Origin of the sequence: Lentzea sp. (assembly GCF_036380075.1) — a bacterium.
Taxonomy (GTDB): Bacteria; Actinomycetota; Actinomycetes; order Mycobacteriales; family Pseudonocardiaceae; genus Lentzea.
In genome coordinates this window covers 1-23,695 of sequence record NZ_DASVFL010000011.1, presented here as the reverse complement: position 1 = coordinate 23,695, position 23,695 = coordinate 1, and the positions used below count along the sequence as shown (strand labels likewise).

Below are 23,695 nucleotides of genomic sequence, written 5' to 3'. Positions count from 1 at the left end.
CCACCAGGGCCAGGACGAGGCCGACCTGCGCGGTCGCGTAGTAGGCGAGCGCGACCGCGACGATCGTGACGACGGTGCGAAGTGCGGCGTTCACCGCAACATGCTGCACCTGTGCACACACGACCGCCATACCTCGTGACCGGCCGTACCCGGCTGGACTCACCCCGTGGTGACGACGAGTTCGGCCCCGACTTCGGCCGGGTGCTTGCGCCCGGCGGGCATGGAGGGGTACCCGTTGGTAACAAGCCGGTGATCGGAGACGCATGAGGACCGTGTTCACGACCTGCCCGCTGTGCGAGGCGACGTGCGGGCTGGAGCTGACGGTCGAGGGCGACCGCATCACGAAGGTCCGCGGTGACCGCCGGGACGAGTTCAGCCGGGGCTTTCTGTGCCCCAAGGGCGCCTCGCTCGGCGCGCTCGACGCCGACCAGGACCGCCTCTCCGCGCCGCTGGTCAAGCGCGACGGCGAGTTCCACGAGGTCACCTGGGAGGAGGCGTTCCGGTACGTCGACGAACGCCTGGAGGAGTTCCCCGACCGGAACTCGGTCGGCCTGTACCTCGGCAACCCGGTCGTGCACTCGCTCGCCGGCGGCCTCTACGCCGGGCCGCTGCGCAAGGCGCTGGGCAGCCGCAACGTCTTCACCGCCAGCACCGTCGACCAGATGCCCAAGCACGTGCAGGTCGGCTACATGTTCGGCGGGATCTTCTCGATCCCCGTGCCCGACATCGACCGCACCGACTTCATGCTCGTGCTGGGCGCGGACCCGTTCTCCTCCAACGGCAGCCTGTGGACGGTCCCGGACGCGCCCGGCCGGTTCAAGGACCTCCAGAAGCGCGGCGGCAGGTTCGTCGTGGTCGACCCGCGCCGCAGCCGCACCGCCCAGGCCGCCGACCAGCACGTCGTGATCAGGCCGGGCACGGACGTGTTCCTGCTGCTGGCGCTCGTCCACGAGCTGTTCGCGCAGGATCTCGTCAATCTCAGGGACCTCGCGGGCCACGTCACCGACCACACGGTGATCCGCGCGCACGTCGAGGAGTTCGGCCCGGACGCCGTCGCCGAACGGACCGGCGTCGACGCCGCCACGATCCGCGCGCTGGCCAGGCAGCTCGCCGAGGCGGAACGCGCGGTCGTCTACGGGCGGATCGGCACCACGACCGTCGAGTTCGGCACGGTCGCGTCGTGGGCGGTGGACGTGCTCAACGTCCTCACCGGCAACCTCGACCGGCCGGGTGGCGCGATGTGGCCGCTGCCCGCGCACGGCAAGCGCGGTCCTGGCCGCGGCAAGGGGTTCACGACCGGCCGCTGGCACAGCCGCGTCCAGGGCCACCCCGAGGTGATGGGGGAGCTCCCGGCCGTCACGATGGCCGACGAGATCGAGACGCCCGGCGAGGGCCGGGTGCGGGCGCTGGTCACGATCGGCGGCAACCCGGCGCTGTCGCTGCCGAACTCGGCGCGCGTGAACGCGGCTCTGTCCTCGTTGGACTTCATGGTCAGCGTCGACCCGTACCTCAACGAGACCACCCGGCACGCGGACGTGATCCTGCCGACGCCGCCCCCGTCCCGCCGCGACCACTACGACATCGCGTTCCTCAACAACTCCGTGCGCAACGTCGCGAAGTACTCGCGCGCCGCGATCCCGTTGGAGGAGGGCAGGGTCGACGAGGCCGACATCTTCCTCCGGCTCACGACGATCTTCAGCGGCCTGGGTCCCGCGGCGGACCTCGACGCCATCGCCGATCTCCAGCTCAAAGCGCTCCTCGACGGCGCCGGCTTCGAACCGGAGGGCGAGACGCGCGAAGAACGCCTGCTGGACCTGAAGCTCCGCACCGGCGCGTACGGGATCTCGTTGCGGCAGCTGCTGGACAACCCGCACGGCGTCGACCTCGGCCCGCTCACCCCGCGCCTGCCGGAGATCCTGCGCACGCCGTCCGGCAAGGTCGAGCTGACGCCGCGGCCGATCGTCGACGACCTGCCGCGCGTGCTCGCCGCGTTGCGGACGCCCGAGACGGGGATGGTGCTCGTCGGCCGCCGGCACCTGCGCACCAACAACTCCTGGATGCACAACGTGCCCGCGCTGGTGAAGGGCAAGCCGTTGTGCACGCTGCTCGTCAACCCCGGTGACGCCGCCGGGATCGGCCTGACCGACGGCGCGACCGCCCGGGTCACCTCGCGCGTCGGCGAGGTGGAGGTGCTCGTCGAGGTCACCGACGCCATCGCGCCCGGCGTCGTCTCGATGCCGCACGGCTGGGGCCACGGCCAGCCCGGCACGCGGCTGACCGTCGCCGGGGAGCACGCCGGCGTGAACGTCAACCTCCTCACCGACGACCTCCGCCTCGACCCGCTCTCGGGCACCGCCGTGCTGAACGGCACCCGCGTGCGGGTGGTGCCTGCCTGAGTCCGTTCCGACGCGCCGAGGAGCCGCCATGACCGCCGGAGCCACCAGCCCGACCGCGGTGCGAGCCGTCCGCCGCATCGCCGACCTGCCGTTCCTCGCGGAGCAGTCGTACGGCGACGCGGTGGCGTGGCGGTTCAAGAGGGACGGTGCGTGGCAGGAGCAGACCTACGCCGAGGTGGCCGAGCTGGTGCTGGACCTCGCGTCGGGGTTCGTCCACGCCGGACTGGAGCCGGGGGACCGGGTCTGCGTGCTCGCGCACACCCGTCCGGAGTGGACCGCGGTCGAGCTGGCCGTGCTCGCGGCGGGCGGCATCGTCGTGCCGGTCTACCCGTCGAGCACGCCGGAGGAGGTCGCGTGGGTGGCCGGCGACTCCGGCGCGGCCGTGGTGGTCGCCGAGGACGAGGCGCAGTGCGCGAAGGTCGAGGCCGTCGCCGGGCGGCTTCCGGGGCTGCGCAACGTCTTCACGATCGACCCCGCCGGCATCCGGCCGACCGTGGCGTCCCTGCGGGACACCGGCCGCACGTCACCGCTGGCCGGCGAGCTCGACGCCCGCCGCGCCGCCATCAGGCCCGACGACCCCGGCCTGATCATCTACACCTCGGGCACGACCGGGCCGCCCAAGGGCTGCGTGCTGACCAACGCGAACTGGGTGGCGCTGTGCCACCTCGCGGAGGAGGCGCGCATCGAGGCGATGACCGGCACCGTCTACCTGTTCCTGCCGCTGGCGCACGTCTTCGCGCAGATCGTCGTGTTCGGGACGATGTACCGAGGTGGTGCCCTGGCGTACTTCGGCGGCGACATGGCGGCGATCGTGCCGGAGCTGGCCGAGGTGCGGCCGACGTTCCTGCCCTCGGTGCCGCGGATCTTCGAGAAGATCTACACGTTCGTCACGGCGGCCGTCCCACCCGAACAGTTGGGCGCCGCCATCACCCTGGGACTCGAGGTGCGGCGCCGCCGTGCCGTGGGCGAACCGGTCCCGCCGGACATGGCCGCGGCGTTCGCGGAGGTCGACGCCCTGTTCGCCAAGGTGCGCGGCGTGTTCGGCGGCCGGCTCGTGCAGGCGCTGTCCGGTGCGGCGCCGATCTCCCGCGAGGTCCTGCAGTTCTTCCACGCGGCCGGCGTGCCCGTGCTGGAGGGCTACGGCATGACCGAGTCCACCGCCGTCGGCACCCTGAACACGGTGGACAGCTTCAAGCTCGGCTCTGTCGGCGCGTCCGGCATCGCGCGGCTGGAGGTGGCGGTGGCGGAGGACGGCGAGCTGCTGATGCGCGGCCCGCACGTGTTCGCGGGCTACTGGAACGACCCCGAGGCGACCGCCGCCGCGATCCGGGACGGCTGGCTGCACACCGGCGACCTCGGCGAGATCGACGCGGACGGTTTCGTGACGATCACGGGGCGCAAGAAGGACATCATCATCACCGCGGGCGGCAAGAACATCGCGCCCGCCAACGTGGAGAACGTCCTGCGCCAGTCGCGCTGGATCTCGCACGCGGTGATGTTCGGCGACCGCAAACCCTACTGCGTGGCCCTGATCACACTGGACGCGGACGAGATCCTGCCGTGGGCGCGGGAGCGCGGGTTGCCGTCCGACCTCGAATCTTTGGTGGGTCACCCGGACGTGGTGGCGCTGGTGCGGGAAGTTGTCGACGAAGCGAACTCGCACTTCGCCAGTGTTTCCCAGGTGAAGAAGTTCGCGCTGCTCACCAGGGATCTGTCCCAGGAGGAAGGTGAGCTCACGCCGACGTTGAAGGTCAAACGCAACGTTGTGCACCGCCTTCACTCCGGGTTGTACGAAGGCCTCTACGAGTAACCCGTACGTACGAGAAATCCAAAAACAGGTACATCCACCCTGGCGGTTTCCGTCCGCTCAGGGCAGAGTGGGACACCAAGCGGCGCCAGGCCCCTCCCCCCTCGGGCCCAGCCGCTTCGCGGCCCCGGCTCACGGCGTACTCCCCCCAGACGCCCAGCCGGGGCCGCTTTGCGTTCACCGCCTGGGCGGAGCCGTCGTCCCGCGCACGATGAGCTGCGTCTCCGCGACGACCTGCGGAACGCCGGTGTGGTCGGAGTCGAGGCGGTCCAGCAACAGGTTCACGGCCGTGCGCCCCGCCTGCGCCACCGGCATCGCGACCGTCGTCAGCGCGGGCGAGCACAACGACGCGTAGGTGAGGTCGTCGAACCCCGTCACCGACACGTCGCCGGGAACCGGGATCCCGCGGTCCCGCAACCGCGCCAGCACGCCGAGCGCCATGATGTCGTTGTAGGCCAAGATCGCCGTGACGTCCGCCGCCACCGCCAGGTCGGCCGCCTGCAGCCCGCCCTCGTAGCGCGGCGCGAACGGGCCGAGGTCCACGAGGTCGACCTCGTGACGTGCCACGGCGGTCAGGAGCCCGCGCCGACGCTCCTGGTTGGACCAGGACGTGCGAGGCCCGTTGAGATAAGCGATCCGCCGGTGTCCCAATGCGACGAGGTGGTCGACGACGGCCCGCATCCCGCCCGCCGAGTCCATCAACGCCGCGGGCACCCCCGGCAGCCGCCGGTTCAGCAGCACCAGCGACGTCACCCCGGCCACCTCGTGGACCTGCGCGTCCTCCAGCCCCGGCGCGCACAGCACGACCCCGTCGACCTGCTTCGCCATCGCGTGCACGAGCTTCGCCTCGGCGACCGGGTCCTCGTCGCTGTCCGCCACGAACACCGCGTAGTCGGCCTGCACGGCCCGCGCCTGCACCGCCTTCAGCACACCGGTGAAGAACGGGTTGTCGAGGTCCGGCACGACGATGCCGATGTTGCCGGTCTTGCCCGTGATCAACCCGCGGGCGGCCCGGTTGGGCTGGTAGCCCAGCTCGCCCGCCGCGGCCAGCACCCGCGACCTCGTCTCGGGCCGCACCAGGTCGGGCGACGTCAGCGCACGCGAAACGGTGGCCACCGACACGTGCGCTCTGCGTGCCACGTCGCGGATGGTGACTGCCACTTGTACCTCACCCCTGTCGCCGTTGGTCCCATCATGACCGGTGGGGTGTCAACGCCCGGTCGAGAGAGGCGAGGCCGGCCACTAGTGCGCGTCGGGCTCGGGGTTGCGGCCCGGCCGGGCCAGGAACTCGAAGTCGCAGCCCTCGTCGGCCTGCGTGATGTGCTCGTAGTACAGGGCGCCGTACCCGCGTTCGAACTTCGGCGGCGGCGGTGTCCACGCGGCGCGGCGCCGTGCCATCTCCTCGTCGGAGATCTCGACCCGCAGAACCCGCGCCTCGACGTCCAGCGTCACGAGGTCGCCGTCCCGCACCAGCGCCAGCGGACCGCCGACGTGCGCCTCCGGTGCAACATGCAGAACGCAAGCGCCATAAGAGGTTCCGCTCATCCGCGCGTCCGACACGCGCACCATGTCCCGGACGCCCTCGCGCAGCAGCCTGTCCGGGATGGGCAGCATCCCGTACTCCGGCATGCCGGGCCCGCCCTTGGGACCGCTGCCGGCCAGCACGACCACCGAGTCCTTCGTGATCTCCAGCGTGGGCGAGTCGATCCGCGCCCGCAGGTCCTCGTAGCCGTGGAAGACCACGGCGGGCCCGGTGTGCCGCCACAGCGCGGGATCCGCCGCCACGTACTTGATCACCGCGCCGTCCGGGGCCAGGTTGCCCCGCAGCACGGCCAGCCCGCCCTCCGGGGACACCGGGTCGTCGAGCGTCCTGATCACCGACGGGTCGTGCACCTCGGCCCCGTCGAGGTCCTCGCCGAATGTCCGCCCGGTCACCGTGACGCGGTCGAGGTGAAGCGAGTCGCGCAACCGCGACTGCAACCCGCGCAACCCACCCGCGTAGTAGAAGTCCTCCATCAGGTGCTCGCCGGCGGGCTGGACCGACGCCAGCACCGGGACTTCGCGCGAGAGCGCGTCGAAGTCGTTGAGGGACAACGGGATCTGCGACCGCCCGGCCATCGCGATCAGGTGGATGCACGAGTTGGTCGAGCCGCCCAGCGCCAGCACGGTCCGGATCGCGTCCTCGTAGGCCTCGCGCGACAGCACGTCCCCGATCGTCAGCCCCTCGCGCACCATCTCGACGACCCGCGCGCCCGACGCCGCCGCCATCCGGTGGTGCGCCGAGTCGACCGCCGGGATCGACGACGCGCCGGGCAGGGTCAGCCCCAGCGCCTCGGCGGCCGCGGTCATCGTCGACGCGGTGCCCATCGTCATGCACGTGCCGGGGGAGCGGGCGAGGCCCTCCTGGATCTCCGTCCAGTCGCGGGACGTGATCGTGCCCGCCCGCTTCTCGTCCCAGAAACGCCACATGTCCGTGCCGGACGCGAGCTTCTCGCCCCGCCAGTGCCCGCGCAGCATCGGCCCGGCCGGCACGAACACCGTGGGCAGCCCGGCGGAGGCGGCGCCCATGAGCAGCGCGGGTGTCGTCTTGTCGCAGCCGCCCATCAGGACGCAGCCGTCGACGGGGTAGGAGCGGAGGATCTCCTCGGTCTCCATCGACAGCATGTTCCGGTACAGCATGGGCGTCGGCTTCTGGTAGGTCTCCGACAGCGTCGAAACCGGGAACTCCAGGGGGAACCCGCCGGCCTGCCAGACCCCGCGCTCGACCTGCTGGGCCCGTTCGCGCAGGTGCATGTGGCACGGGTTGATGCCGCTCCACGTGTTCAGGATCGCGATGACGGGCTTGCCGAGGTGTTCGTCGGCGTTCACGCCGAGCTGCCGCATGCGGGCGTTGTGCGAGAACGCCCGCAGCCCGTCGCCGTCGAACCACTCGCCGCTGCGCAGCGTCACAGCAGGCCCCACGAGCTCAGCAGCACGCCGACGGCGGTCCGGCCCGTCTCGGTGAGAACGGTCGCGGGCGGGCGCACGTCCCGCCGGCACAAACCGAGCTGTGCCAGCGCTTCCTTCACCACGGAGACGTTGTCCGCCGACTCGTTCGCCGCCCGCAGCTCCTCGAACCCGCGGACGAACTCCCAGAGCTCCATCGCCGCGCCGAACTCGCCCGCCTTGAGCGCGTTGAACATCTGCACCGACAGCTGCGGTGCCACGTTCGCGAGCCCGGACGTGAACCCGGTCGCCCCGACGGCGAAGTAGCCCGGCGCCGACAGCTCGGCGAGCCCCGCGACCCACGTCAGCCGTTCCAGCCCCGCGTCCCGCGCGACGGAGGCGAACCGCACCGGGTCCGGCACCGCGTACTTCACGCCGACGACGTTCGGGCAGGCGTCCGCCAGCGCCGCGATCTGCGCGCCGCCGATTCGCGGGGTGCGGACGTAGAGGACCACGCTCAGCTCGGGCACCGAGGACGCGACCGCCCGGTGGTAGTCGACCCACCCGTCCGGCGACACGTACGGGTGCACCGGCTGGTGGATCATGATGCCCCGCGCTCCCGCCCGGTCCGCGGCGCGCGCGGCCACGGTGGCGGTGGCGACGTCGTGCCCGACGCCGGCGACGACCGCGGCACGGTCCCCGACGGCGTCCACGGTGATCCGCAGCGCGCGCTCGGTCTCGGCGGCCGACAGCGCGTAGAACTCGCCGGTGTTGCCGTTGGGCGTGACGACGGAGATGCCGCCGTCCACCATCCGGCCGACGACCGCCGCGTACTTCTTCTCGTCGATCGCGCCGCCGGCGTCGAACGGCGTGACGGTGATCGCGACGACGGACGCCAGCTGGTCGGAGAGGTCATCGAACGACATCGGGGAGCTCCCGGGTGACTCGGTCGGCGAACGTCCTGATGTGGCCGCGCAGCAGCTCGAACGCGAGGTCGGCCCTGCCCTCGACGGCGGCGGCGAGGATCGCGCGGTGCTCGGCGGCCTCGTCGTCCCAGGTCGGGCAGATGCCCCACCCGGCGACGGTGACCAGTGCGGCCTGGTCGCGCAGCCCGTCGAGGATCTCGACCAGCAACGGGTTGCCGCACCCGGCGTAGAGGGCGCGGTAGAACCGGCGGTTGGCGAGGCTGCGGCGCGCCAGGTCGCCGACGTCCTCCAGCGCCTGCCCGGCCTCGCCGAAGTCGGCCTTCCGCAGGACGGCGCGCCGCAACGCCTCGGGCTCCACCAGCATGCGCACGTCGTAGACGGACGCGGCCATCGCGGCGTCGACCGCGCGCACCGACGCGCCCTTGTAGGGGCTCATCAGAACGAGCCCGGACCCGGCGAGCGTCTTGAGCGCCTCGCGCACCGGGGTCTTCGAGACCTCGAGCGCGGCCGCGAGATCCGTTTCCACGAGCGCCTGACCGGGCTTCAGTTTTCCGTTGAGAATCGCTTCTTTGATCGATTCCAGAACAAAGTCCGTGCGTGACGCGGGAGGAGCCGCCAACCGGTCATACATCATATATGAGAGCCTAGGAGCTGCGAGATCTCCAGGTCAACCGTCTCGTCAGGCGGGCGAAAACTCCATGTATCCGGTTTGAACCAACTCCCTCGCAGGCTCGTTTTGAAGGTGTTGGTCACCGCTGTGCGCGGGACTGGAGTAGGAGAAATGTTGAGTGGTTCGTTCCGCGTGATCGTGTCCATTGCCGCGTCCGCCAGCGCAAGGCACCGAACGTCCTGGGCACCAACGAGTTGAACGAGAACGACATGCTGATGGAAGAACTGCCGCCGGAGGCCGCGCTCGACGGGCCTCCACCGAACGCGGACCACCTGCTGCAGCGCACGCTGGGCACGGTCCGCGAGGAGAGACACCAGGCCGTGCGACGCCGTGGGCGCCTGACGGCCGTGACATCGGCCTTCGTGGCCGCCGGCGTGCTCGCCGGCGGCGTGTGGGTGGGCCAGGGACTGGGGGTGGGCGACACCGGCGAGGTCTTGCAGGGGACCTCGGCGGAGGGCGCGCACATGGCCGTGCAGGTGACCGACACCGAGGGCGGGCTGCGCCTCGTCGCCACCGTCGACGGCGTGCGGGACGGGGAAGCCTGCTGGCTGGTCGTGCACACGAGGGACGGGAGGAGCTTCACCGCGGGGTCGTGGAGGGCGCACGCGGGGGAGGTGACGCTGTCCGGGTCCGCGATGGTGCGGGCGGGGGACGTCGCCGGGGTCAGCGTCGTGAACCACGACCGCCGACCGCTGGTGACCGCGAACTAGAGGTATCCGGCCGACAGGCGTCAGGGGGAACACGGGCGTGTTCCCCCTGACGCCTGTTGAGACGCGCCGCTGAACCCCTTGCGGGTGGTGCGCGTAGGAGAAGTCGGACAGGTGGTCCTGGGGGCCGAGGAGTGCCGCCTGTCGCTCCGACGACTCCGATTGGCAAGCTGTAGCCGTGGTCCGGAACAAACCGGTGACCGTCGCAGTGGCGGCGGTCGCGGTACTGGTGCTGGTCGCCTCCGTCGTCGTGCTGACCGGCACGGCGGACGCCGACCGGTACGTCACCGAGCTCGACCAGGTCGTGGACGAACCGGAGGTGCCGAGCGTCGTCGTCCAGTGCGGGACGAACGACGAACGCCACCTCAACGCCGACAACCCGGTCGTCTCGCCAGGTATCCCGTTCGGCGCTCATCACACTCATGAGTACGTGGGCAACAAGTCGGCTGACGCGCGTTCGACGAACGACTCTCTCGCGGCCGCCACCACGACGTGCGAGAAGAACGACCTCTCCACCTACTACTGGCCGGTGCTGCGCCTGACCGACGGCACGGGACCGGACGCGCACGCCGACGGCGGTGGTCTGCACGGCAACGTCGGCGAGGTGCTGAAACCGAAGAGCGTGGAGATCCGGTACGCGGGCAGCCCGGTGAGCGCCGTGCTGCCGATGCCGCGGTTCCTGCGCCTGATCACCGGTGACCCGGCGGCGTTCACCAGCGGCTACGGGCCGAACACGCGGGCGAGGTGGGGCTGTTCCGACAAGCCCGGCCGCTACACGACGAAGTACCCGCTGTGCGGAAGCGCGACCACGTTGCGCACCTACGACTTCGGCAGCTGCTGGGACGGCAACAACACCGACAGCGCCTCGCACCGCACGCACGTGGTGTTCGCACTGGCGGGTGGCGCCTGCCCGCCGAAGACGTTCCCCGTCCCGCGGCTGCGCGTCACCGTGGGGTACGACGTCCCGCAGGGCCGGCCGTTCGCGATCGACAGCTTCGCCGAGGAGCTGCGCGACCCGGCGACCGACCACGCGATGTTCGTCAACGTCATGCCGGAGGCGTTGATGAGCGAGGTCACCGGGCACCTCAACGGTGCCCGCTAACATGCCCCGATTCTTTTGAGTCATTCGTTGAACCAGGACCCGCCTCCGCTCGTGTGACGGCTGAGGTCTTGAACAGGACGCCCGCACGAGGTGTTCGCGGGCGGGGAGGAGTGGGTGGATGGCGGCTTTGTTCTCCCGGAAACGGGAGACCGCGGCCGACGAGGCGCTGATCCGATCGCTCTACGAGGAGCACGGTCGGGCTCTGCTGGCCTACGCGACGCGGTTGACCGGTGATCGGGCGGCTGCCGAGGACGTGGTCCAGGAGACCCTCGTCCGGGCGTGGCGCCACCCCGACGCCCTCGTGAACGGCAAGGGATCGGTGCGCGGCTGGCTGTTGACCGTGGCGCGCAACATCGTCACGGACCGGGTGCGCGCGAAGGCGGCGCGTCCGCAGGAGGTGGCGGAGTCGCCGACGACGCCGCCGATCGAGCGCGACCACGCGGACCAGGTGGTCGACTCGGTCGTGGTGCTGGAGGCGCTCGACAGGCTCTCGTCCGACCACCGGGACGTGCTGATGGAGATCTACTTCCGCGGCCGCAGCGTGTCGGAGGCGGCGGAGGCGCTGGGCGTGCCACCGGGCACGGTGAAATCGAGATCGTATTACGCGTTGCGAGCCTTGAGGGAGACCTTCGGCGGTCAGAAGGTCGCACTGAAGGGGGTGGCCGGATGACCACGCAGCACGACCCGCAACTGCTCGGTGCCTACGTCCTCGGGGCGCTGGACGAGCAGGAGGTGCGTCAGATGGACGAGCACCTGGCGTCCTGCCCGGAGTGCGCGCGGGAGCTCGGCGAGCTCCGCGACATGGAGGCCTTCCTCGGCGAGGTGCCGCCGGAGGCCATGCTGGACGGGCCGCCCGAGGGCGGCGACCTGTTGTTGCAGCGCACCTTGCGCCAGGTGCGCGCCGAACGAGGCGGCGTCGCCCGACGTCGTCAGTTCGCGCTCGGTGCCGCGGCGGCGGTCGTCGCCGCACTCGTGCTGGGCGCCGGAGTCTTCGTCGGTAAGGCCACCTCGCCCGATGCGACCGTGGCCCTTCCCACCCCGACGGTGGCACCGGACCCGGCGGGCACCAAGCTCGCCACGTTCACCGATCCCACCACCAAGGCGTCGATGACCGTGAAGGTCGTCCCCGCCGCGGGCTGGGTGCGGACGAACATGGCGATCAGCGGTATCCCCGAGGGCGAGAAGTGCCGGATCTTCGTCGTGGCGAAGGACGGCAGCCGCCAGGAGGCGGGTTCCTGGGTGGTGTCCAAGAAGGGCGCCGCCGAGGGCACGAACCTGGACGGTTCCGCGTTGGTCGACCCCAAGGACGTCAAGTCCGTGGTGGTCGAGAACTTCGCGGGCAAGAAGTTCGTCGAGGTGCCGGTCCAGGCGTGACCGGAGGGGAGGGGCCGTCCTTGCGGGGGCGGCCCCTCCTTTCACGGCTTGAGCACCACTTTTCCCACCGCCGCACGGGATTCCAGCGCCTCGTGCGCCCGCGCGGCGTCCTTCAGCGCGAACGGCGCGGTGACCAGCGGCGTGAACCGCCCGCTCGCCAGCCCCGCCAGCGACTCCTCCTCCAGCGACCGCAGACCGCGCCGCATCATGCCGGGTCCCAACGCGACAGTCGCGGTGAGACTGCCGGAGAACAACGCCTCCGTGCTGATCGGCGTCATCGTGCCGGACGCCCAGCCGTAGATGACCTGCCGCCCGCCGGGCCCCAGCGTCCGCAGCGCCCGAGCTCCCACCTCGCCGCCGACGCCGTCGAGCACCACGGTCACGCCCTCGACCCCGTCCGCCCAGTCCGGCCGCGTGTAGTCGATGGCGGCATCAGCACCGTTGTCCCTGACATGACCGAGCTTCCCGCCACCGGCCAGCCCGATGACCCGAGCCCCGACGTTGCGCGCCTCCTGCACGAACAACGTCCCCATGCCCCCGGCCGCCGACGTCACCAGCACCACGTCGTCCGCGGTGAGCGCAGCCCGGTCCAGCACCGCGACCACCGTGCGACCGGTGCCGATCATCGCGACCGCCGCCTCGAACGACACGTCGTCCGGCACCGCGTGCAACGCACCGACGCCGGCGACCGCGAGCTCGGCATACCCGCCGTTGGCCTGCCCGAGGTGCGCGACGACCCGGCGCCCGAGCCACTCGGGCTCCACGTCCGGCCCGAGCGCCGTGACCACCCCGGCGACCTCCCGCCCCGGCGTCATGGGGAACTCGACGGGCCCGAACGCGCCCTTGCGGATGGTGGTGTCGACGAGGTGGACACCGGCCGCGGCCACCGTGACGCGGACCTGCCCCGCGGCGGGCTCCGGGTCGGGGACCTCCTCGAAGCGCAGGTTCTCCGCCGGGCCGAACTCGTACTGCCGAATCGCGAACATGCCGGTGACGCTATGAACTCCACCTAACTGGAGGTCAAGCGACCGGGCGACGCCGTGCCGGCGTCGGGCCTGCTCGGCCGGGACGCGAGACGCACAGGCCTAACACCTTCGGGGTAAGGACCTTCAGCGCGGGCGGGCCGCGCGGGATGATCAAGAGCGTGACGCTGGGACCCGATTCGGTGACGTGGCGGCTCGGCTGGTACACGCGCTTCGAGCTGGTGGTGCTGGGGCGGGCCGTGCTGATGCAGGTGGCGCACCCGGTGATCGCCGCCGCGGTGCGCGACGGGTACCGGGCTGACCCGTTCGCTCGGCTGACCAGGACGATCACGTCGTCGCAGCTGCGGTTGTTCGGCGGGGAACGGGTGGCGGCGGGGGAGGCCCGGCGGCTGGTCGAGGGGCACGCGCGCATTCCCGGGGCCGGTGAGGAGCTGTTCCGGTGGGTGCACGCCACCAGCTTCGACTCGTTGCTCACGGCCTACCGGTTGCTGCGGCCGCCGCTGCCCGCGATCCACGAGCAGCGGTTGTACCGGGAGTGGCGCGACACCGGGCGGACGCTCGGCATCCGGGACATGCCGGGTGACCTCGCGGCGTTGCGGGAGTACCTCGACGACGTCGTGGCCACGCAGCTCCAGCCCACCGACGGGGTCGAGGGGCTGCTGGAGGCGTTCGAGCTGCGGTCCGGGCGGGCGCCGGGCGGGGAGCACGTGCCCAGGGCGTTGTGGCCGCTGGTGCGGCCCGTCGCGGCGCGGGTGCTGCCGGACTTCGCCGTCGGGACGTTGCCGCCGGCGTTGCGGGACAAGCTTGGTCTGGAATGGACGGACCGCGACGAGCGCAGGCTCGGGCGGTGGGTCCGGGCCATCCGGGTCATGTCGGCGTGCGTGCCGGCGAGCCTGCTGCACTACCCGATGCCGTACCGGGCGATGCTCAGTGCGCGATCATCACGTGCTTGACGCGCGTGTAGTCCTCCAGGCCGTGCAGTGACAGGTCCTTGCCGTAGCCCGACGCGCCGAAACCGCCGTGCGGCATCTCCGACGCGACCAGGCCGTGCGTGTTGACCCACACCACGCCGAAGTCGAGCCGGGCCGAGATCGAGGCGACCCGGGCGGTGTCACGGGACCAGATCGACGACGCCAGGCCCTGCGGGACACCGTTGGCCAGAGCCACCGCCTCGTCGTCGGAGTCGAACGACTGCACGGTGATCACCGGTGCGAACGCCTCCTCCTGCACGAGCTCCGCGGACTGGTCCAGGCCGGAGACCACGGTGGGTTCCAGGAAGAAACCGGCCGAGCCGTGCCGCTTGCCTCCACAGTGGACGGTTCCGGGGGTGCGCGACAGCAGGCCGAGCACGCGCGAGAGCTGGGCCTGGCTGTTCAACGGCCCGTAGTCCACCCCGGGAACGCACGCGGAGGCCGCCTCCACCAGCGCGGCGACGAACTCGTCGTGCACGGCCGAGTGCACGAGCACGCGGGTGGCGGCCGTGCAGTCCTGGCCCGCGTTGTAGAAAGCGGCGCCGACGATCCCCGACGCCGCCGCGGGCACGTCCACGTCGTCGAACACCAGAACCGGTGCGTTGCCACCGAGTTCGAGGTGCGTGCGCTTCACGGTCGCGGCGGCCGCGCGGGCCACCTCGACGCCGGCCCGGGTCGAGCCGGTCAGCGACACCATGGCGGGCACCGGGTGTTCGGCGAGCAGCCGGCCGGTGTCGCGGTCGCCCAGCACGACGTTGAACACCCCGGCGGGCAGCACCGACGCGGCCAGCGACGCCAGCAGCACCGACGACGACGGCGTGGTGCCGGCGGGCTTCAGCACGACCGTGTTGCCCGCGGCCAGCGCCGGGGCGATCTTCCACACGGCCATCATCAGCGGGTAGTTCCACGGCGTGATCTGCGCGATCACCCCGACCGCCTCGCGCCGCTGGAACGACGTGTGGCCGGGGACGTACTCACCCGCCGCGGCGCCGCCGAGGGCGCGGGCGGCACCGGCGAAGAACCGGATCTGGTCCACGCACTGGGGAATCTCCTCCGCCAGCACGACCGAACGGATCTTGCCGGTCTCCCGGACCTCCGCGTCGGCGAGTTCGGCCGCACGGGCCTCGACCAGGTCCGCGAGCTTCAGCAACGCCAGCTGGCGCTCGCCGGGAGTGGTGCGCGACCACGTCCCGAACGCCTCGGAGGCGGCCAGGACGGCGGCGTCGACCTCGGCGGACCGCGAGACGACGGCACGACCGAACTCGGCACCGGTCACCGGGTCGACCAGCGGGGACGTCCCGGTGGCGGAGACCGCGGTGCCGTTGACGAAGTTCGCGACGATCACAGGTGCTCCAGGTGCGTGGGGGCGAACATGCGCAGCACGGCGGGCAGCACCACGACGTGCGGGCCGTCGGAGGCGAACGCCGCGACGAGGTCGTCGTGCAGCGACTCGGGCGTGCTGCGCGTGGCGGGCACCCCGAACGCCGCCGCGAGCGCCACGAAGTCGGGACGCGCGAGCTCGGTGCCGGTGGCCTCGCCGAACGCGTCGGTCATGTACTCGCGCAGGATGCCGTAGCCGCCGTCGTCGACGATCAGCCACACGACCCGCGACCCGTGCTGGGCGGCCGTCGCCAGCTCGGAGATCCCGTACATCGCGCCGCCGTCGCCGGACACCGCGAGCACCGGCCCGCCGGAGGCCGCCGCCACCCCCAGCGCCGCCGGGAAGCCGTAGCCGAGACCACCGGCGCCCTGGGCCGAGAACTGCGCGCCACCGCGCGGGTCCCACGCCGACCAGGCCCAGTAGGCGAGGATCGTCATGTCCCAGCAGGTGGGTGTGCCGTCGGGCACCGCCGAGCGCAGCGCGGACAGCACCTGCCACTCCAGGTCGCGCTCCTGCCCGGCGAACCGCTCCCGCACCCGGTCCAGCAGCTCCCGCACGCGCCCTTCCGCGACCCCGTCGGCGGCGCGGGCCGCCACCCCGGACGCCAGCGCGCGCAGGGCGAGCCGGGCGTCGGCGTGGATGCCGAGCGCCGGGTAGTTCGACTCCAGCTTGCCGAGGTCGGCCTCGACCTGGACCACCGCGCCGCGCGGCCGGAACGTCCGGTAGTTGCTCGACAGCTCGCCCAGCCCGGACCCCACGACCAGCAGCACGTCCGCGTCGGCCAGGAACTCCGTGGTGTGCCAGTCCTCCAGCCACGCCCGCGCGGACAGCGGGTGGTCCCACGGGAACCGGCCCTTGCCGCCGAACGTCGTCACCACCGGCGCCCGCAGCTTCTCGGCCAGCTCCAGCAGCTCGCCGGGGGAGGCGCCACCACCGGCCAGGACCACCGGCCGCGAGGCGGAGTCCAGCAGCCGCACGGCTTCGGCCACCAGCTCGGCGCGCGGCGGCAGCGGGCGCGCCGACCACGGCACCGACGTCACCGGCGGCACGGACGCGGGCGCCAGCAGCACGTCCTGCGGGATCTCCACCCACACCGGCCCGAACGGCGCGGTCAGCGCGACCTCCCACGCCTCGGCCAGCGCCGGCGGGATCTGCGACACCTGCCGGACGAGCCGCGCGTGCTTCACCACCCCGCGGAACGACGCCAGCTGGTCGGGCAGCTCGTGCAGGTACCCGCCGCGCACCCCGCCCAGCCCCGCCGACGGGACCTGCGACGAGATCCCGAGCACCGGCGCCGAGGACGTGGCGGACTCCTGCAGTCCCGCCAGCGTCTGCAAGGCACCGGGACCCGTCGAGACCAGCAGCGGCGTCACGGAACCGGTGGTCCGCGCGTGCCCGTCCGCGGCGAACGCGGCGTTGAGCTCGGTCCGCGACCCGACGTACCGCAGCCCCGAACGGCGCAGCGCGTCGAACAGGCCGAGTGCGTGCTGTCCGGGGATGCCGAACACGGTGCTCGCGCCGAGCGCCTCCAGCGTCTCGACGACGACGTCACCGCCGTTGCGCGCGGTCACAGACCCTCCTCCACGCCAGCAGGCTCACGAGGTGGTGAGCCACGCGCGAACGCTGCCACAGGAGTTCGGTGCCCAAGACAGCGGATCTCGCACGCCGGACGGCCGCTCGGCCGCGATCTTGGAACAGCGGACGCGCGTGCCTCGCCGCGGTTCGCGCCGGCCCGGCTCGATTAATTCCTTTGCGGCCCCCGCCGTTGTCCGGCCATCATTGTTCCATGATTACCGCAGAGGAATGGGCCGGAGCGCCCTCCAGGCTGTGACCTGCTAGTTCATTTTCTCCTGTTCTCTGCGAGCATTTCTTCGTGAATGCTCGTCCTCGGCGTGTTCGTCCAGTGGTGAGGACACCGGATTCTCACTCCGGAAACACGGGTTCGATCCCCGTACGCGCTACGTGGCCCGGTCTCAGTGGGGTGGACCGGGCCCTCCCGCAGAGGTGTCCATGTCAGACGGACCCAAAGAATCTTCGAAAACTTCGCCCGAATGGTCTAGGCGCCAGTTACGCTCTGCGAATGGCCGCGGTCCCCGCCTTCGCACGCTACGAGGTCGACGTACGTCGGCCCAACGCCGCGCGGATCCACGACTTCTACCTCGGCGGCGCGCACAACTACGCCGCCGACCGGGCGTTCGCCAAGCAGGCGGTCCGGATCGACCCCGAGCTGCCGCTGCTCACCCGCGCGCACCGGACCTTCCTGCGCCACGCCGTCCGGCACTGCTGGGAGGCGGGCGTGCGCCAGTTCCTCGACCTCGGCGCGGGCATCCCGACGTGCGGTTCGGCCCACCAGACGCTGCCGGAGGCGCGCGTCGTCTACGTGGACTCCGACCCGGTGACCGTGGCGTTCGGCCGCGGGCTGCTGCGCGGCGAACCGCGGGCGTGCGCGGTGGAGGCGGACCTGCGCCGGCCCGAACAGGTGCTGCGGCATCCCGGCGTGCTGTCCCACCTGGACCTGCGCGAGCCGTACGCGGTGCTGATGGTCGACGTCCTGCGGTACGTCGACGACGCCACCGGTCCCGGCCGCGTCGTGCGCCGCTACCGGCACGCGCTGCCCGCGGGCGGGTTCCTCGTCGTGTCGCACCCGGCGCCGGTCGAGCAGCTGATGGAGGGCCTGTCCATCGAGGCGGCCTGCGTGGTGCCCGGCGCGTACGCGGGCATCGGCCGCAAGGGCGCCGTCTGAGCGTGCCCGTCACCGTGCCCGTCACCGGGCCGTGCGGTTTGCGCGACGGGGACGCGGGGTAACCGGGCGACCACAAGAACGGAGCCTGGAGGGCGACATGACCCACCGCGTCACTGTCAAGGTCGCCGGTCTGCAACCGGTGCAGCTGCTGGCCGGACTGGCCGGTATCGCGTTCATCGTGTTCGGCGTCGTGGGTTTCACCCGCACCGGGGTCGGCGACTGGGCCGCCCAGTCCTACGTGCTCGGGTTCTCGGTGAACCCGCTGCACAACCTGGTGATGGTGGCCATCGGCGTGCTCGGGCTGCTCATGGCTCTCGGGTCGGGCCTCGCCCGGCTGTACGGCTGGCTGCTGTTCGCTGGCTTCGCGGCGCTCTTCGTGTGGGACCTCATGATCACGGGGATCCTCGCCCAGAACCCGGCCGAGCAGTACGGCAACCCGCTGGCGGTCAACACCAACGACAACTGGCTGCACCTCGGCCTCGCGGTCTTCGGCCTGCTGCTCGCGGTGATGCCCGCGCGCCGCAAGCTGATCGAGGAGGAGGAGCCGGTCGTGCCGGAGCCGCGTTCGGAGGCGTTCCGCGACGAGCGGGTGCGCGACGAGCGGGTCGAGCCCGCCGTCACCCCGGTCGCGAACACGCAGCCGATCACCAAGGAGCACGCCGTGGTCGACCCCAAGACCGAGCGCGTGAGCAAGGACAAGATCAAGCACTAGTTGTCCGGACACTCCCCCCTGTCCGGTCCCGGATGGTCCCCCTGTCCGGCGAAGACGCGCCGTGAGAGCCCTGGATGTAGCTCTCACGGCGCGTCTGTTTCGATGTCCCGATGCCTTCCGATCTGCTGTCCCACGAGGTCCTGATCACCTGGGGGACCGCGCTGGCCGCGTTCCTGGCGGTCGCGGTGCACGGGATCTGGCGGGTCACCCGCAACGTCATCACCATCGCCCACGAAGGCGGCCACGCGCTGTTCGCCGTCCTCACCGGGCGGCGGCTGCGCGGCATCAAGCTCCACTCCGACACCAGCGGCCTCACCGTGTCGCGCGGGAAGCCCCGTGGTCCGGGCATGGTGCTCACCGCGCTGGCGGGCTACGTCGCGCCGTCGCTGCTCGGGTTCGGCGCCGCGGTGCTCATCACGACCGAGCAGATCCAGCTGATGCTGTGGATCAGCATCGGCTTCCTCGCCGCGATGCTGGTCATGATCCGGAACTTCTTCGGCATCCTGTCGATCATCGTCACCGGCGGGATCTTCTTCTACGTCTCCTTCTACGCGACCCCGGAGGTCCGGGACGCCGCCGCGTACGTGTTCGCGTGGTTCCTGTTGCTGGGCGGGGTGCGGCCGGTGTGGGAGCTGCAGGTCAAGCGGTGGCGGCGGCAGGCGCCCGGCTCCGACGCCGACCAGCTGGCGTGGCTCACCGGCGTGCCCGCGCTGGGATGGGTCGCGCTGTTCGGCGCGGTGAGCCTCGCCGCGCTCGTCGGCGGCGGCGCGTTGCTGCTCGGCCGGTGGTGACCTCCCCGGTGCGGGTGGACGGGGATCGGTTTGGCGCCGGGTGAAATACTGAGCTGAACAAGCCGCGGGTGAAAGGTGTGTTCAGTGCTGCGTGGAGATGTCGGGCTCGAACTGGGCCAGCGGGTCGCGGCCGCGTTGCGCGCCGCTCTGGACGTCGACATCACCCCGGAGGAAGCGCTGATCCGCCCGTCCAACCGGGACGGTGCCGACTACCAGTGCAACGTGGCCATGAGCCTCGCCAAGAAGGTCGGCCGCAACCCGCGCGAGGTCGCGGCACTGATCGTGGAGCACCTCGACGCCGCCGACGCGGTCGAGACGTCCGAGATCGCCGGCCCCGGCTTCATCAACCTGAGGCTCCGGCGCGAGTGGCTGGAGGAGGAGACCGCGAAGCTGCTCGGCGACGAGCGGCTCGGCGTGCCCGCCACCGAGGAGCCCCGCCGGATCGCGATCGACTACAGCAGCCCCAACGTGGCCAAGGAGATGCACGTCGGCCACCTGCGGTCGACGATCATCGGCGACGCGTTCTGCCGGCTGCTGTCCTTCGCCGGCCACGAGGTGATCCCGCACAACCACCTCGGTGACTGGGGCACGCCCTTCGGCATGCTCATCGAGCACCTGACGGACCTCGGCCACGGCGCCGACCACGAGATCAGCGACCTCAACGCGTTCTACCAGCAGGCCCGGCAGAAGTTCGACAACGAACCCGGCTTCGCCGACCGCGCGCGGCGGCGGGTCGTGTTGCTGCAGGGCGGCGACGAGGCCACCCTCGCGCTGTGGCACGAGCTGGTGGGGGAGTCGCAGCGGCACTTCAACCAGGTCTACGAGATGCTCGAGATCGGCCTGAGGACCGAGGACAACTACGGCGAGAGCTTCTACAACCCGTACCTCGCGGACACGATCACCGAGCTCCAGCAGAAGGGGCTCGTCGAGACCAGCGACGGCGCGCTCTGCGTGTTCCCGCCCGGCTTCAAGGGCCGCGAGGGCGACCGGCTGCCGCTGATCGTCCGCAAGAGCGACGGCGGCTACGGCTACGCCACCACCGACTTCGCGACCGTGCGGTACTGGGTGCGCGAGCGCAAGGTCGACGACCTGATCTACGTCGTCGGGGCGCCGCAGGCCCAGCACTTCCAGATGGTCTTCGCCACCTCCCGGCAGGCCGGCTGGCTCGACGACGCGCACACCGCCGTCCACACGGGCTTCGGCACGATCCTCGGCGCCGACGGCAAGACCATCCGCACCAGGGCCGGCGGCACGATCAAGCTGATCGACCTGCTGACCGAGGCCGTCGAGAACTCGTACAAGGTCATGCCGGAGACGTCCGAAGTGGAGGGTGCCGAGAAGGAGGCGCTCGCCCGCACGATCGGCCTCGGCGCGGTCAAGTACGCGGACCTGTCCAACGACCGGGAGAAGGACTACGTCTTCACCTGGGAGAAGATGCTCGCGACCACGGGCGACACGTCGGTGTACGTCCAGTACGCGAACGCCCGGATCCTGTCGATCCTGCGCAAGGTCGGCAGGGAGGCCCCCGCGGACGCCCCGCTGGTGCTGCGGGAGGACGCGGAGCGGGACCTGGCGCTGAAGCTGTTGCAGCTGCCCACCGCGTTCCAGGCCGCCGTGGACGAGCTCGCGCCGCACAAGATCACGAACTACCTGTTCGAGACGGCCACGGCGTTCTCGGCGTTCTACAACCACTGCCCGGTGGCGACGGCGGAGACCCGCGAGTTGCAGGACTCGCGACTGCACCTGCTCACGCTCACCTCACGCGTGCTCACGCTGGGGCTTTCCCTGCTGGGAATCGGCGCACCCGAAAGGCTGTAGCAGGTTTATCCCTGCTCAAGCAGAGGTACGCAGTGATCGCAACTCTTTCCGCCCCAGTTAGGGAGTCGCGATGACCTGCACCACCCGTCTGCCCAAGCCGGTCACCGACGTGTGGGACTGGCAGATGACAGGACTGTGCCGAGGCCAGAACAGCGCTGTCTTCTTCCACCCCGACAACGAACGCGGCTACGCGCGGGCTGCGCGGGAGGAGAAGGCCAAGGCGATCTGCGGCACCTGCCCCGTGCTCGCGCAGTGCCGCGCCCACGCGCTCGAGGCCCAGGAGCCGTACGGCGTGTGGGGCGGCATGGGGGAGGACGAACGGCGCCAGATCATCAACGCGGCCCGGCGCCGTCTCCGCTCCTACTCCTCCAGCACGTCCCGCAGCTGACGCAACGTCTTCGCCAGGAGGCGGGAGACGTGCATCTGCGAGATCCCGACCTTCTGCGCGATCTGCGTCTGCGTCATGTTGCCGAAGAACCTCATGATCACGATCTTGCGTTCCCGCTCCGGCAGCTTCTGCAGGAGCGGGTGCAGCGCCTCGCGCTGCTCGATCATGGCGATCTCGGGGTCTTCCTCGCCGATCGTGCTGCCCAGCGAGATCGACGAGTCCTCCGACATCAGCATGTCGTCCAGGGACGCGCTCTGGTAGGCGTTGCCCGCCGCGAGACCCTCGTGGATCTCCTCGCGGGACATGCCCAGGTGCTCCGCCAGCTCCGACGGGGTGGGCGCGCGGCCCAGCGACTGCGACAGGCGTGAGGTGCCCGCGTTGATCGCCAGGTGCAGCTCCTTGAGCCGCCTCGGCATCCGCACCGACCAGCTGGAGTCCCGGAAGTACTTCCGGACCTCACCCATGATCGTCGGCACCGCGAACGACAGGAAGTCGCTGCCGCGCTCCGGGTCGAAGCGGTCGACCGCGTTGATCAGACCGACGGTCGCGACCTGCACCAGGTCCTCGTGCGGCTCACCGCGGTGCCCGAAGCGGCGCGCGATGTGCTGGGCGACCGGCAGGTGCTCGGTGACGAGCCTGTCCCGCAACGTCTCCCGCTTCGGACCGGCCGGCGTGCCCGCCAGCTCCGCGAACAGCGGGGCCAGGTGGTCGTAGTCACCGCCCTTGCCCGAGCTCCGCGTCTCCTCGACCGCTTCGACGGCCTCGGCCTCGGTGGCCGCGGCTTCGGTGGCGTCGGTCTCGGTGCCCTCGGCCTCAGCGGCCTCGGTCTCTTCGCCCGGCTTCGTCGTCGTGGTCGTCTCTTCCGCCCCGGTCACGCATCCACCGCCCCTGCCGTGGACTTCACGAGGCCGATGTGGACCACGGACCCTTCGGTCTCCTCGACCCTGGTCCGCACGGAGTCGACGAGCGCCGTCAGCACCCGCCAGCCGAAGCTGTTCTCGTCCGGTCCCGCCGCCGCCTTCGTGGCGACGTGCGCCGACACGAGGACCGCGCCGCGGTCGTCCACGTCGAAGTGGCAGCTGAGCACGGCGTCCTGCGCCGCCAGCGTGATCAACGTCGAGCACGTCTCGTCGACGGCGAGCTTCAGGTCCTCGATCGAGTCGAGGTCGAAGTCCTGCCGCATCGCGATGTCCGCCGCGACCGCTCGTACGATCGACAGCTGCGTGGGATCCGCGGCCATCCGCAGTTCGACCCCTGACAATTGCGTCACACCCACCTCGTAGTCCGTTCTGCTGAAGGCCGGCACGTCATTGCCGTACCCGAATTGATCTCATTTCACACGTGTATTAGTGCGACGCCCAGGGAAATCACCTTCTGGAAGCCAGAAGGACCACCGGGAGGAGTGCTGTGCTGGTGCACGAGGACTTCCTGGACCTCCGCTTCCCGGCAGAAGCGCAGGAGGTGGCGCCCGTGCGGCACCAGCTCCGCGAATGGCTGCAGGACAGCGGCTTCGGTGACGACGAGGCGAGCGACCTCGTTCTCGCCGTCAGTGAAGCGGTGAACAACTCCGTCGAACACGCTTATCCCGGTCCCGCGCGGGGAACCGTGGAAGTGCGCGCCCAGCTCGGCCACGACGGTTCCGTCGAGGTCGACGTGACCGACCACGGCCGGTGGCGCGTACCGCCTCCCGCGCTGACCACGCGGGGACGTGGGCTGCTGCTCATGCGGGAGAGCGTGGACTCCGTCGAGATAGACCGCAGCGCGAAGGGCACGACCGTGCACCTGCGCCGTGCCCCGGCACCGGCGGTGCCCGCGACCCGCGCCCCGTCCGACTGCGACGTGCGGGTCCACGAGACCTCCTCCGGCGTTGTGGCGGTGGTGCGCGGGAACGTGCCCGTGGAGGCCTGCCCGTCGTTGCGGCGGGTCCTCACCACGGCCGCGCGGGGCGGCACCGTGCCGTTGACCGTCGACCTCACCGGGATCGGTGCGGAGACGGGCGGG

Annotated in this window: 22 protein-coding genes and 1 tRNA gene; 14 read left to right on the top strand and 9 right to left on the bottom strand. The window is 71.2% G+C overall.

Annotation, left to right across the window (positions count from 1 at the left end):
- Positions 1-263 precede the first annotated feature (263 nt).
- Both VF330_RS01040 and VF330_RS01035 read left to right on the top strand, forming a co-directional pair.
- On the top strand, positions 264-2,396 hold the full coding sequence (locus tag VF330_RS01040) for a molybdopterin-dependent oxidoreductase (RefSeq protein WP_330849541.1): 2,133 nt from the start codon (positions 264-266) through the stop codon (positions 2,394-2,396).
- A gap of 28 nt (positions 2,397-2,424) precedes the next feature.
- Complete coding sequence (locus tag VF330_RS01035; RefSeq protein WP_330849540.1) at positions 2,425-4,206, top strand: AMP-dependent synthetase/ligase; 1,782 nt, start codon at positions 2,425-2,427, stop codon at positions 4,204-4,206.
- Positions 4,207-4,380: 174 nt separating this feature from the next.
- Here the strand turns inward: VF330_RS01035 and VF330_RS01030 are convergent, their stop codons facing one another.
- The 4 genes from VF330_RS01030 to VF330_RS01015 all read right to left on the bottom strand — a co-directional run bounded on the left by VF330_RS01030 (position 4,381) and on the right by VF330_RS01015 (position 8,685).
- Positions 4,381-5,364: a LacI family DNA-binding transcriptional regulator gene (locus tag VF330_RS01030; RefSeq protein WP_414675313.1), complete on the bottom strand. Its 984-nt coding sequence runs from the start codon at positions 5,362-5,364 to the stop codon at positions 4,381-4,383.
- Positions 5,365-5,445: 81 nt separating this feature from the next.
- Positions 5,446-7,152 (bottom strand): L-arabinonate dehydratase, encoded by a 1,707-nt coding sequence (gene araD, locus VF330_RS01025; protein ID WP_330849538.1) that lies wholly within the window; start codon positions 7,150-7,152, stop codon positions 5,446-5,448.
- The gene (locus VF330_RS01020; protein ID WP_330849537.1) at positions 7,149-8,054 is read right to left on the bottom strand and encodes a dihydrodipicolinate synthase family protein; all 906 of its coding nucleotides are present in this window, start codon (positions 8,052-8,054) and stop codon (positions 7,149-7,151) included. The genes araD and VF330_RS01020 overlap by 4 nt, the downstream gene beginning before the upstream one ends.
- The gene (locus VF330_RS01015) at positions 8,041-8,685 is read right to left on the bottom strand and encodes a GntR family transcriptional regulator (protein ID WP_330849543.1); all 645 of its coding nucleotides are present in this window, start codon (positions 8,683-8,685) and stop codon (positions 8,041-8,043) included. The genes VF330_RS01020 and VF330_RS01015 overlap by 14 nt, the downstream gene beginning before the upstream one ends.
- A 248-nt stretch (positions 8,686-8,933) precedes the next feature.
- On the opposite strand from VF330_RS01015, the gene VF330_RS01010 reads away from it, so the two are divergent.
- From VF330_RS01010 to VF330_RS00995, 4 genes are all read left to right on the top strand, one after another.
- Positions 8,934-9,434, top strand: coding sequence for an anti-sigma factor (locus VF330_RS01010; RefSeq protein WP_330849536.1), 501 nt, complete (start codon positions 8,934-8,936; stop codon positions 9,432-9,434).
- Positions 9,435-9,627: 193 nt separating this feature from the next.
- A complete protein-coding gene (locus tag VF330_RS01005) occupies positions 9,628-10,533 on the top strand; it encodes a DUF1996 domain-containing protein (protein ID WP_330849535.1) in 906 nt (301 codons plus the stop codon).
- 118 nt (positions 10,534-10,651) lie between these two features.
- Positions 10,652-11,203, top strand: a complete 552-nt coding sequence (locus VF330_RS01000; protein WP_330849534.1) for a sigma-70 family RNA polymerase sigma factor — start codon at positions 10,652-10,654, stop codon at positions 11,201-11,203.
- Entirely contained in the window at positions 11,200-11,907 is a 708-nt protein-coding gene (locus VF330_RS00995) for an anti-sigma factor family protein (RefSeq protein ID WP_330849533.1), read from the top strand. Before VF330_RS01000 ends, VF330_RS00995 begins: the two co-directional genes overlap by 4 nt.
- 41 nt (positions 11,908-11,948) lie before the next feature.
- Here VF330_RS00995 and VF330_RS00990 read toward each other — a convergent pair whose 3' ends face one another.
- Positions 11,949-12,893, bottom strand: coding sequence for a zinc-binding dehydrogenase (locus tag VF330_RS00990; RefSeq protein WP_330849532.1), 945 nt, complete (start codon positions 12,891-12,893; stop codon positions 11,949-11,951).
- Positions 12,894-13,051: 158 nt separating this feature from the next.
- Between VF330_RS00990 and VF330_RS00985 the strand changes: the two genes are divergently transcribed.
- The gene (locus VF330_RS00985; protein ID WP_330849531.1) at positions 13,052-13,843 is read left to right on the top strand and encodes an oxygenase MpaB family protein; all 792 of its coding nucleotides are present in this window, start codon (positions 13,052-13,054) and stop codon (positions 13,841-13,843) included.
- Here VF330_RS00985 and VF330_RS00980 read toward each other — a convergent pair.
- Together VF330_RS00980 and VF330_RS00975 are read right to left on the bottom strand one after the other, a co-directional pair.
- Positions 13,818-15,206, bottom strand: coding sequence for an aldehyde dehydrogenase family protein (locus tag VF330_RS00980; protein WP_330849530.1), 1,389 nt, complete (start codon positions 15,204-15,206; stop codon positions 13,818-13,820). The two genes, VF330_RS00985 and VF330_RS00980, sit on opposite strands and share 26 nt — an antisense overlap.
- Complete coding sequence (locus VF330_RS00975; protein WP_330849529.1) at positions 15,203-16,813, bottom strand: thiamine pyrophosphate-binding protein; 1,611 nt, start codon at positions 16,811-16,813, stop codon at positions 15,203-15,205. The genes VF330_RS00980 and VF330_RS00975 overlap by 4 nt, the downstream gene beginning before the upstream one ends.
- A 318-nt stretch (positions 16,814-17,131) precedes the next feature.
- On the opposite strand from VF330_RS00975, the gene VF330_RS00970 reads away from it, so the two are divergent.
- The 6 genes from VF330_RS00970 to VF330_RS00945 all read left to right on the top strand — a co-directional run bounded on the left by VF330_RS00970 (position 17,132) and on the right by VF330_RS00945 (position 21,694).
- Positions 17,132-17,203 (top strand) — tRNA-Glu (locus tag VF330_RS00970).
- 119 nt (positions 17,204-17,322) lie between these two features.
- Positions 17,323-17,985, top strand: a complete 663-nt coding sequence (locus VF330_RS00965; RefSeq protein WP_330849528.1) for an SAM-dependent methyltransferase — start codon at positions 17,323-17,325, stop codon at positions 17,983-17,985.
- A gap of 97 nt (positions 17,986-18,082) precedes the next feature.
- The gene (locus VF330_RS00960) at positions 18,083-18,697 is read left to right on the top strand and encodes a DUF4383 domain-containing protein (protein ID WP_330849527.1); all 615 of its coding nucleotides are present in this window, start codon (positions 18,083-18,085) and stop codon (positions 18,695-18,697) included.
- Between the two features lie 110 nt (positions 18,698-18,807).
- The gene (locus tag VF330_RS00955) at positions 18,808-19,488 is read left to right on the top strand and encodes a M50 family metallopeptidase (RefSeq protein ID WP_330849526.1); all 681 of its coding nucleotides are present in this window, start codon (positions 18,808-18,810) and stop codon (positions 19,486-19,488) included.
- Between the two features lie 84 nt (positions 19,489-19,572).
- Positions 19,573-21,306 carry an arginine--tRNA ligase gene (argS, locus tag VF330_RS00950; RefSeq protein ID WP_330849525.1) on the top strand — a complete coding sequence of 578 codons (1,734 nt, stop codon included), beginning with the start codon at positions 19,573-19,575 and terminating at the stop codon, positions 21,304-21,306.
- Between the two features lie 70 nt (positions 21,307-21,376).
- A complete protein-coding gene (locus VF330_RS00945; RefSeq protein ID WP_330849524.1) occupies positions 21,377-21,694 on the top strand; it encodes a WhiB family transcriptional regulator in 318 nt (105 codons plus the stop codon).
- Here the strand turns inward: VF330_RS00945 and VF330_RS00940 are convergent.
- On the bottom strand, positions 21,667-22,398 hold the full coding sequence (locus VF330_RS00940; protein WP_330849542.1) for a SigB/SigF/SigG family RNA polymerase sigma factor: 732 nt from the start codon (positions 22,396-22,398) through the stop codon (positions 21,667-21,669). The two genes, VF330_RS00945 and VF330_RS00940, sit on opposite strands and share 28 nt — an antisense overlap.
- A gap of 167 nt (positions 22,399-22,565) precedes the next feature.
- On the bottom strand, positions 22,566-22,964 hold the full coding sequence (locus VF330_RS00935) for an ATP-binding protein (protein ID WP_330849523.1): 399 nt from the start codon (positions 22,962-22,964) through the stop codon (positions 22,566-22,568).
- A 137-nt stretch (positions 22,965-23,101) separates the two neighbouring features.
- Here VF330_RS00935 and VF330_RS00930 point away from each other — a divergent pair.
- On the top strand, positions 23,102-23,695 hold a 594-nt coding region (locus tag VF330_RS00930; RefSeq protein ID WP_330849522.1), incomplete at its 3' end, for an ATP-binding protein.

Coding starts and splice junctions, on each gene's coding strand:
- VF330_RS01040 (WP_330849541.1), top strand. CDS start 264: ATGAGGACCGTGTTCACGACCTGCCCGCTGTGCGAGGCGACGTGCGGG.
- VF330_RS01035 (WP_330849540.1), top strand. CDS start 2,425: ATGACCGCCGGAGCCACCAGCCCGACCGCGGTGCGAGCCGTCCGCCGC.
- VF330_RS01020 (WP_330849537.1), bottom strand. CDS start 8,054: ATGTCGTTCGATGACCTCTCCGACCAGCTGGCGTCCGTCGTCGCGATC.
- VF330_RS01015 (WP_330849543.1), bottom strand. CDS start 8,685: ATGTATGACCGGTTGGCGGCTCCTCCCGCGTCACGCACGGACTTTGTT.
- VF330_RS01010 (WP_330849536.1), top strand. CDS start 8,934: ATGCTGATGGAAGAACTGCCGCCGGAGGCCGCGCTCGACGGGCCTCCA.
- VF330_RS01000 (WP_330849534.1), top strand. CDS start 10,652: ATGGCGGCTTTGTTCTCCCGGAAACGGGAGACCGCGGCCGACGAGGCG.
- VF330_RS00995 (WP_330849533.1), top strand. CDS start 11,200: ATGACCACGCAGCACGACCCGCAACTGCTCGGTGCCTACGTCCTCGGG.
- VF330_RS00990 (WP_330849532.1), bottom strand. CDS start 12,893: ATGTTCGCGATTCGGCAGTACGAGTTCGGCCCGGCGGAGAACCTGCGC.
- VF330_RS00965 (WP_330849528.1), top strand. CDS start 17,323: ATGGCCGCGGTCCCCGCCTTCGCACGCTACGAGGTCGACGTACGTCGG.
- VF330_RS00960 (WP_330849527.1), top strand. CDS start 18,083: ATGACCCACCGCGTCACTGTCAAGGTCGCCGGTCTGCAACCGGTGCAG.
- VF330_RS00955 (WP_330849526.1), top strand. CDS start 18,808: ATGCCTTCCGATCTGCTGTCCCACGAGGTCCTGATCACCTGGGGGACC.
- VF330_RS00945 (WP_330849524.1), top strand. CDS start 21,377: ATGACCTGCACCACCCGTCTGCCCAAGCCGGTCACCGACGTGTGGGAC.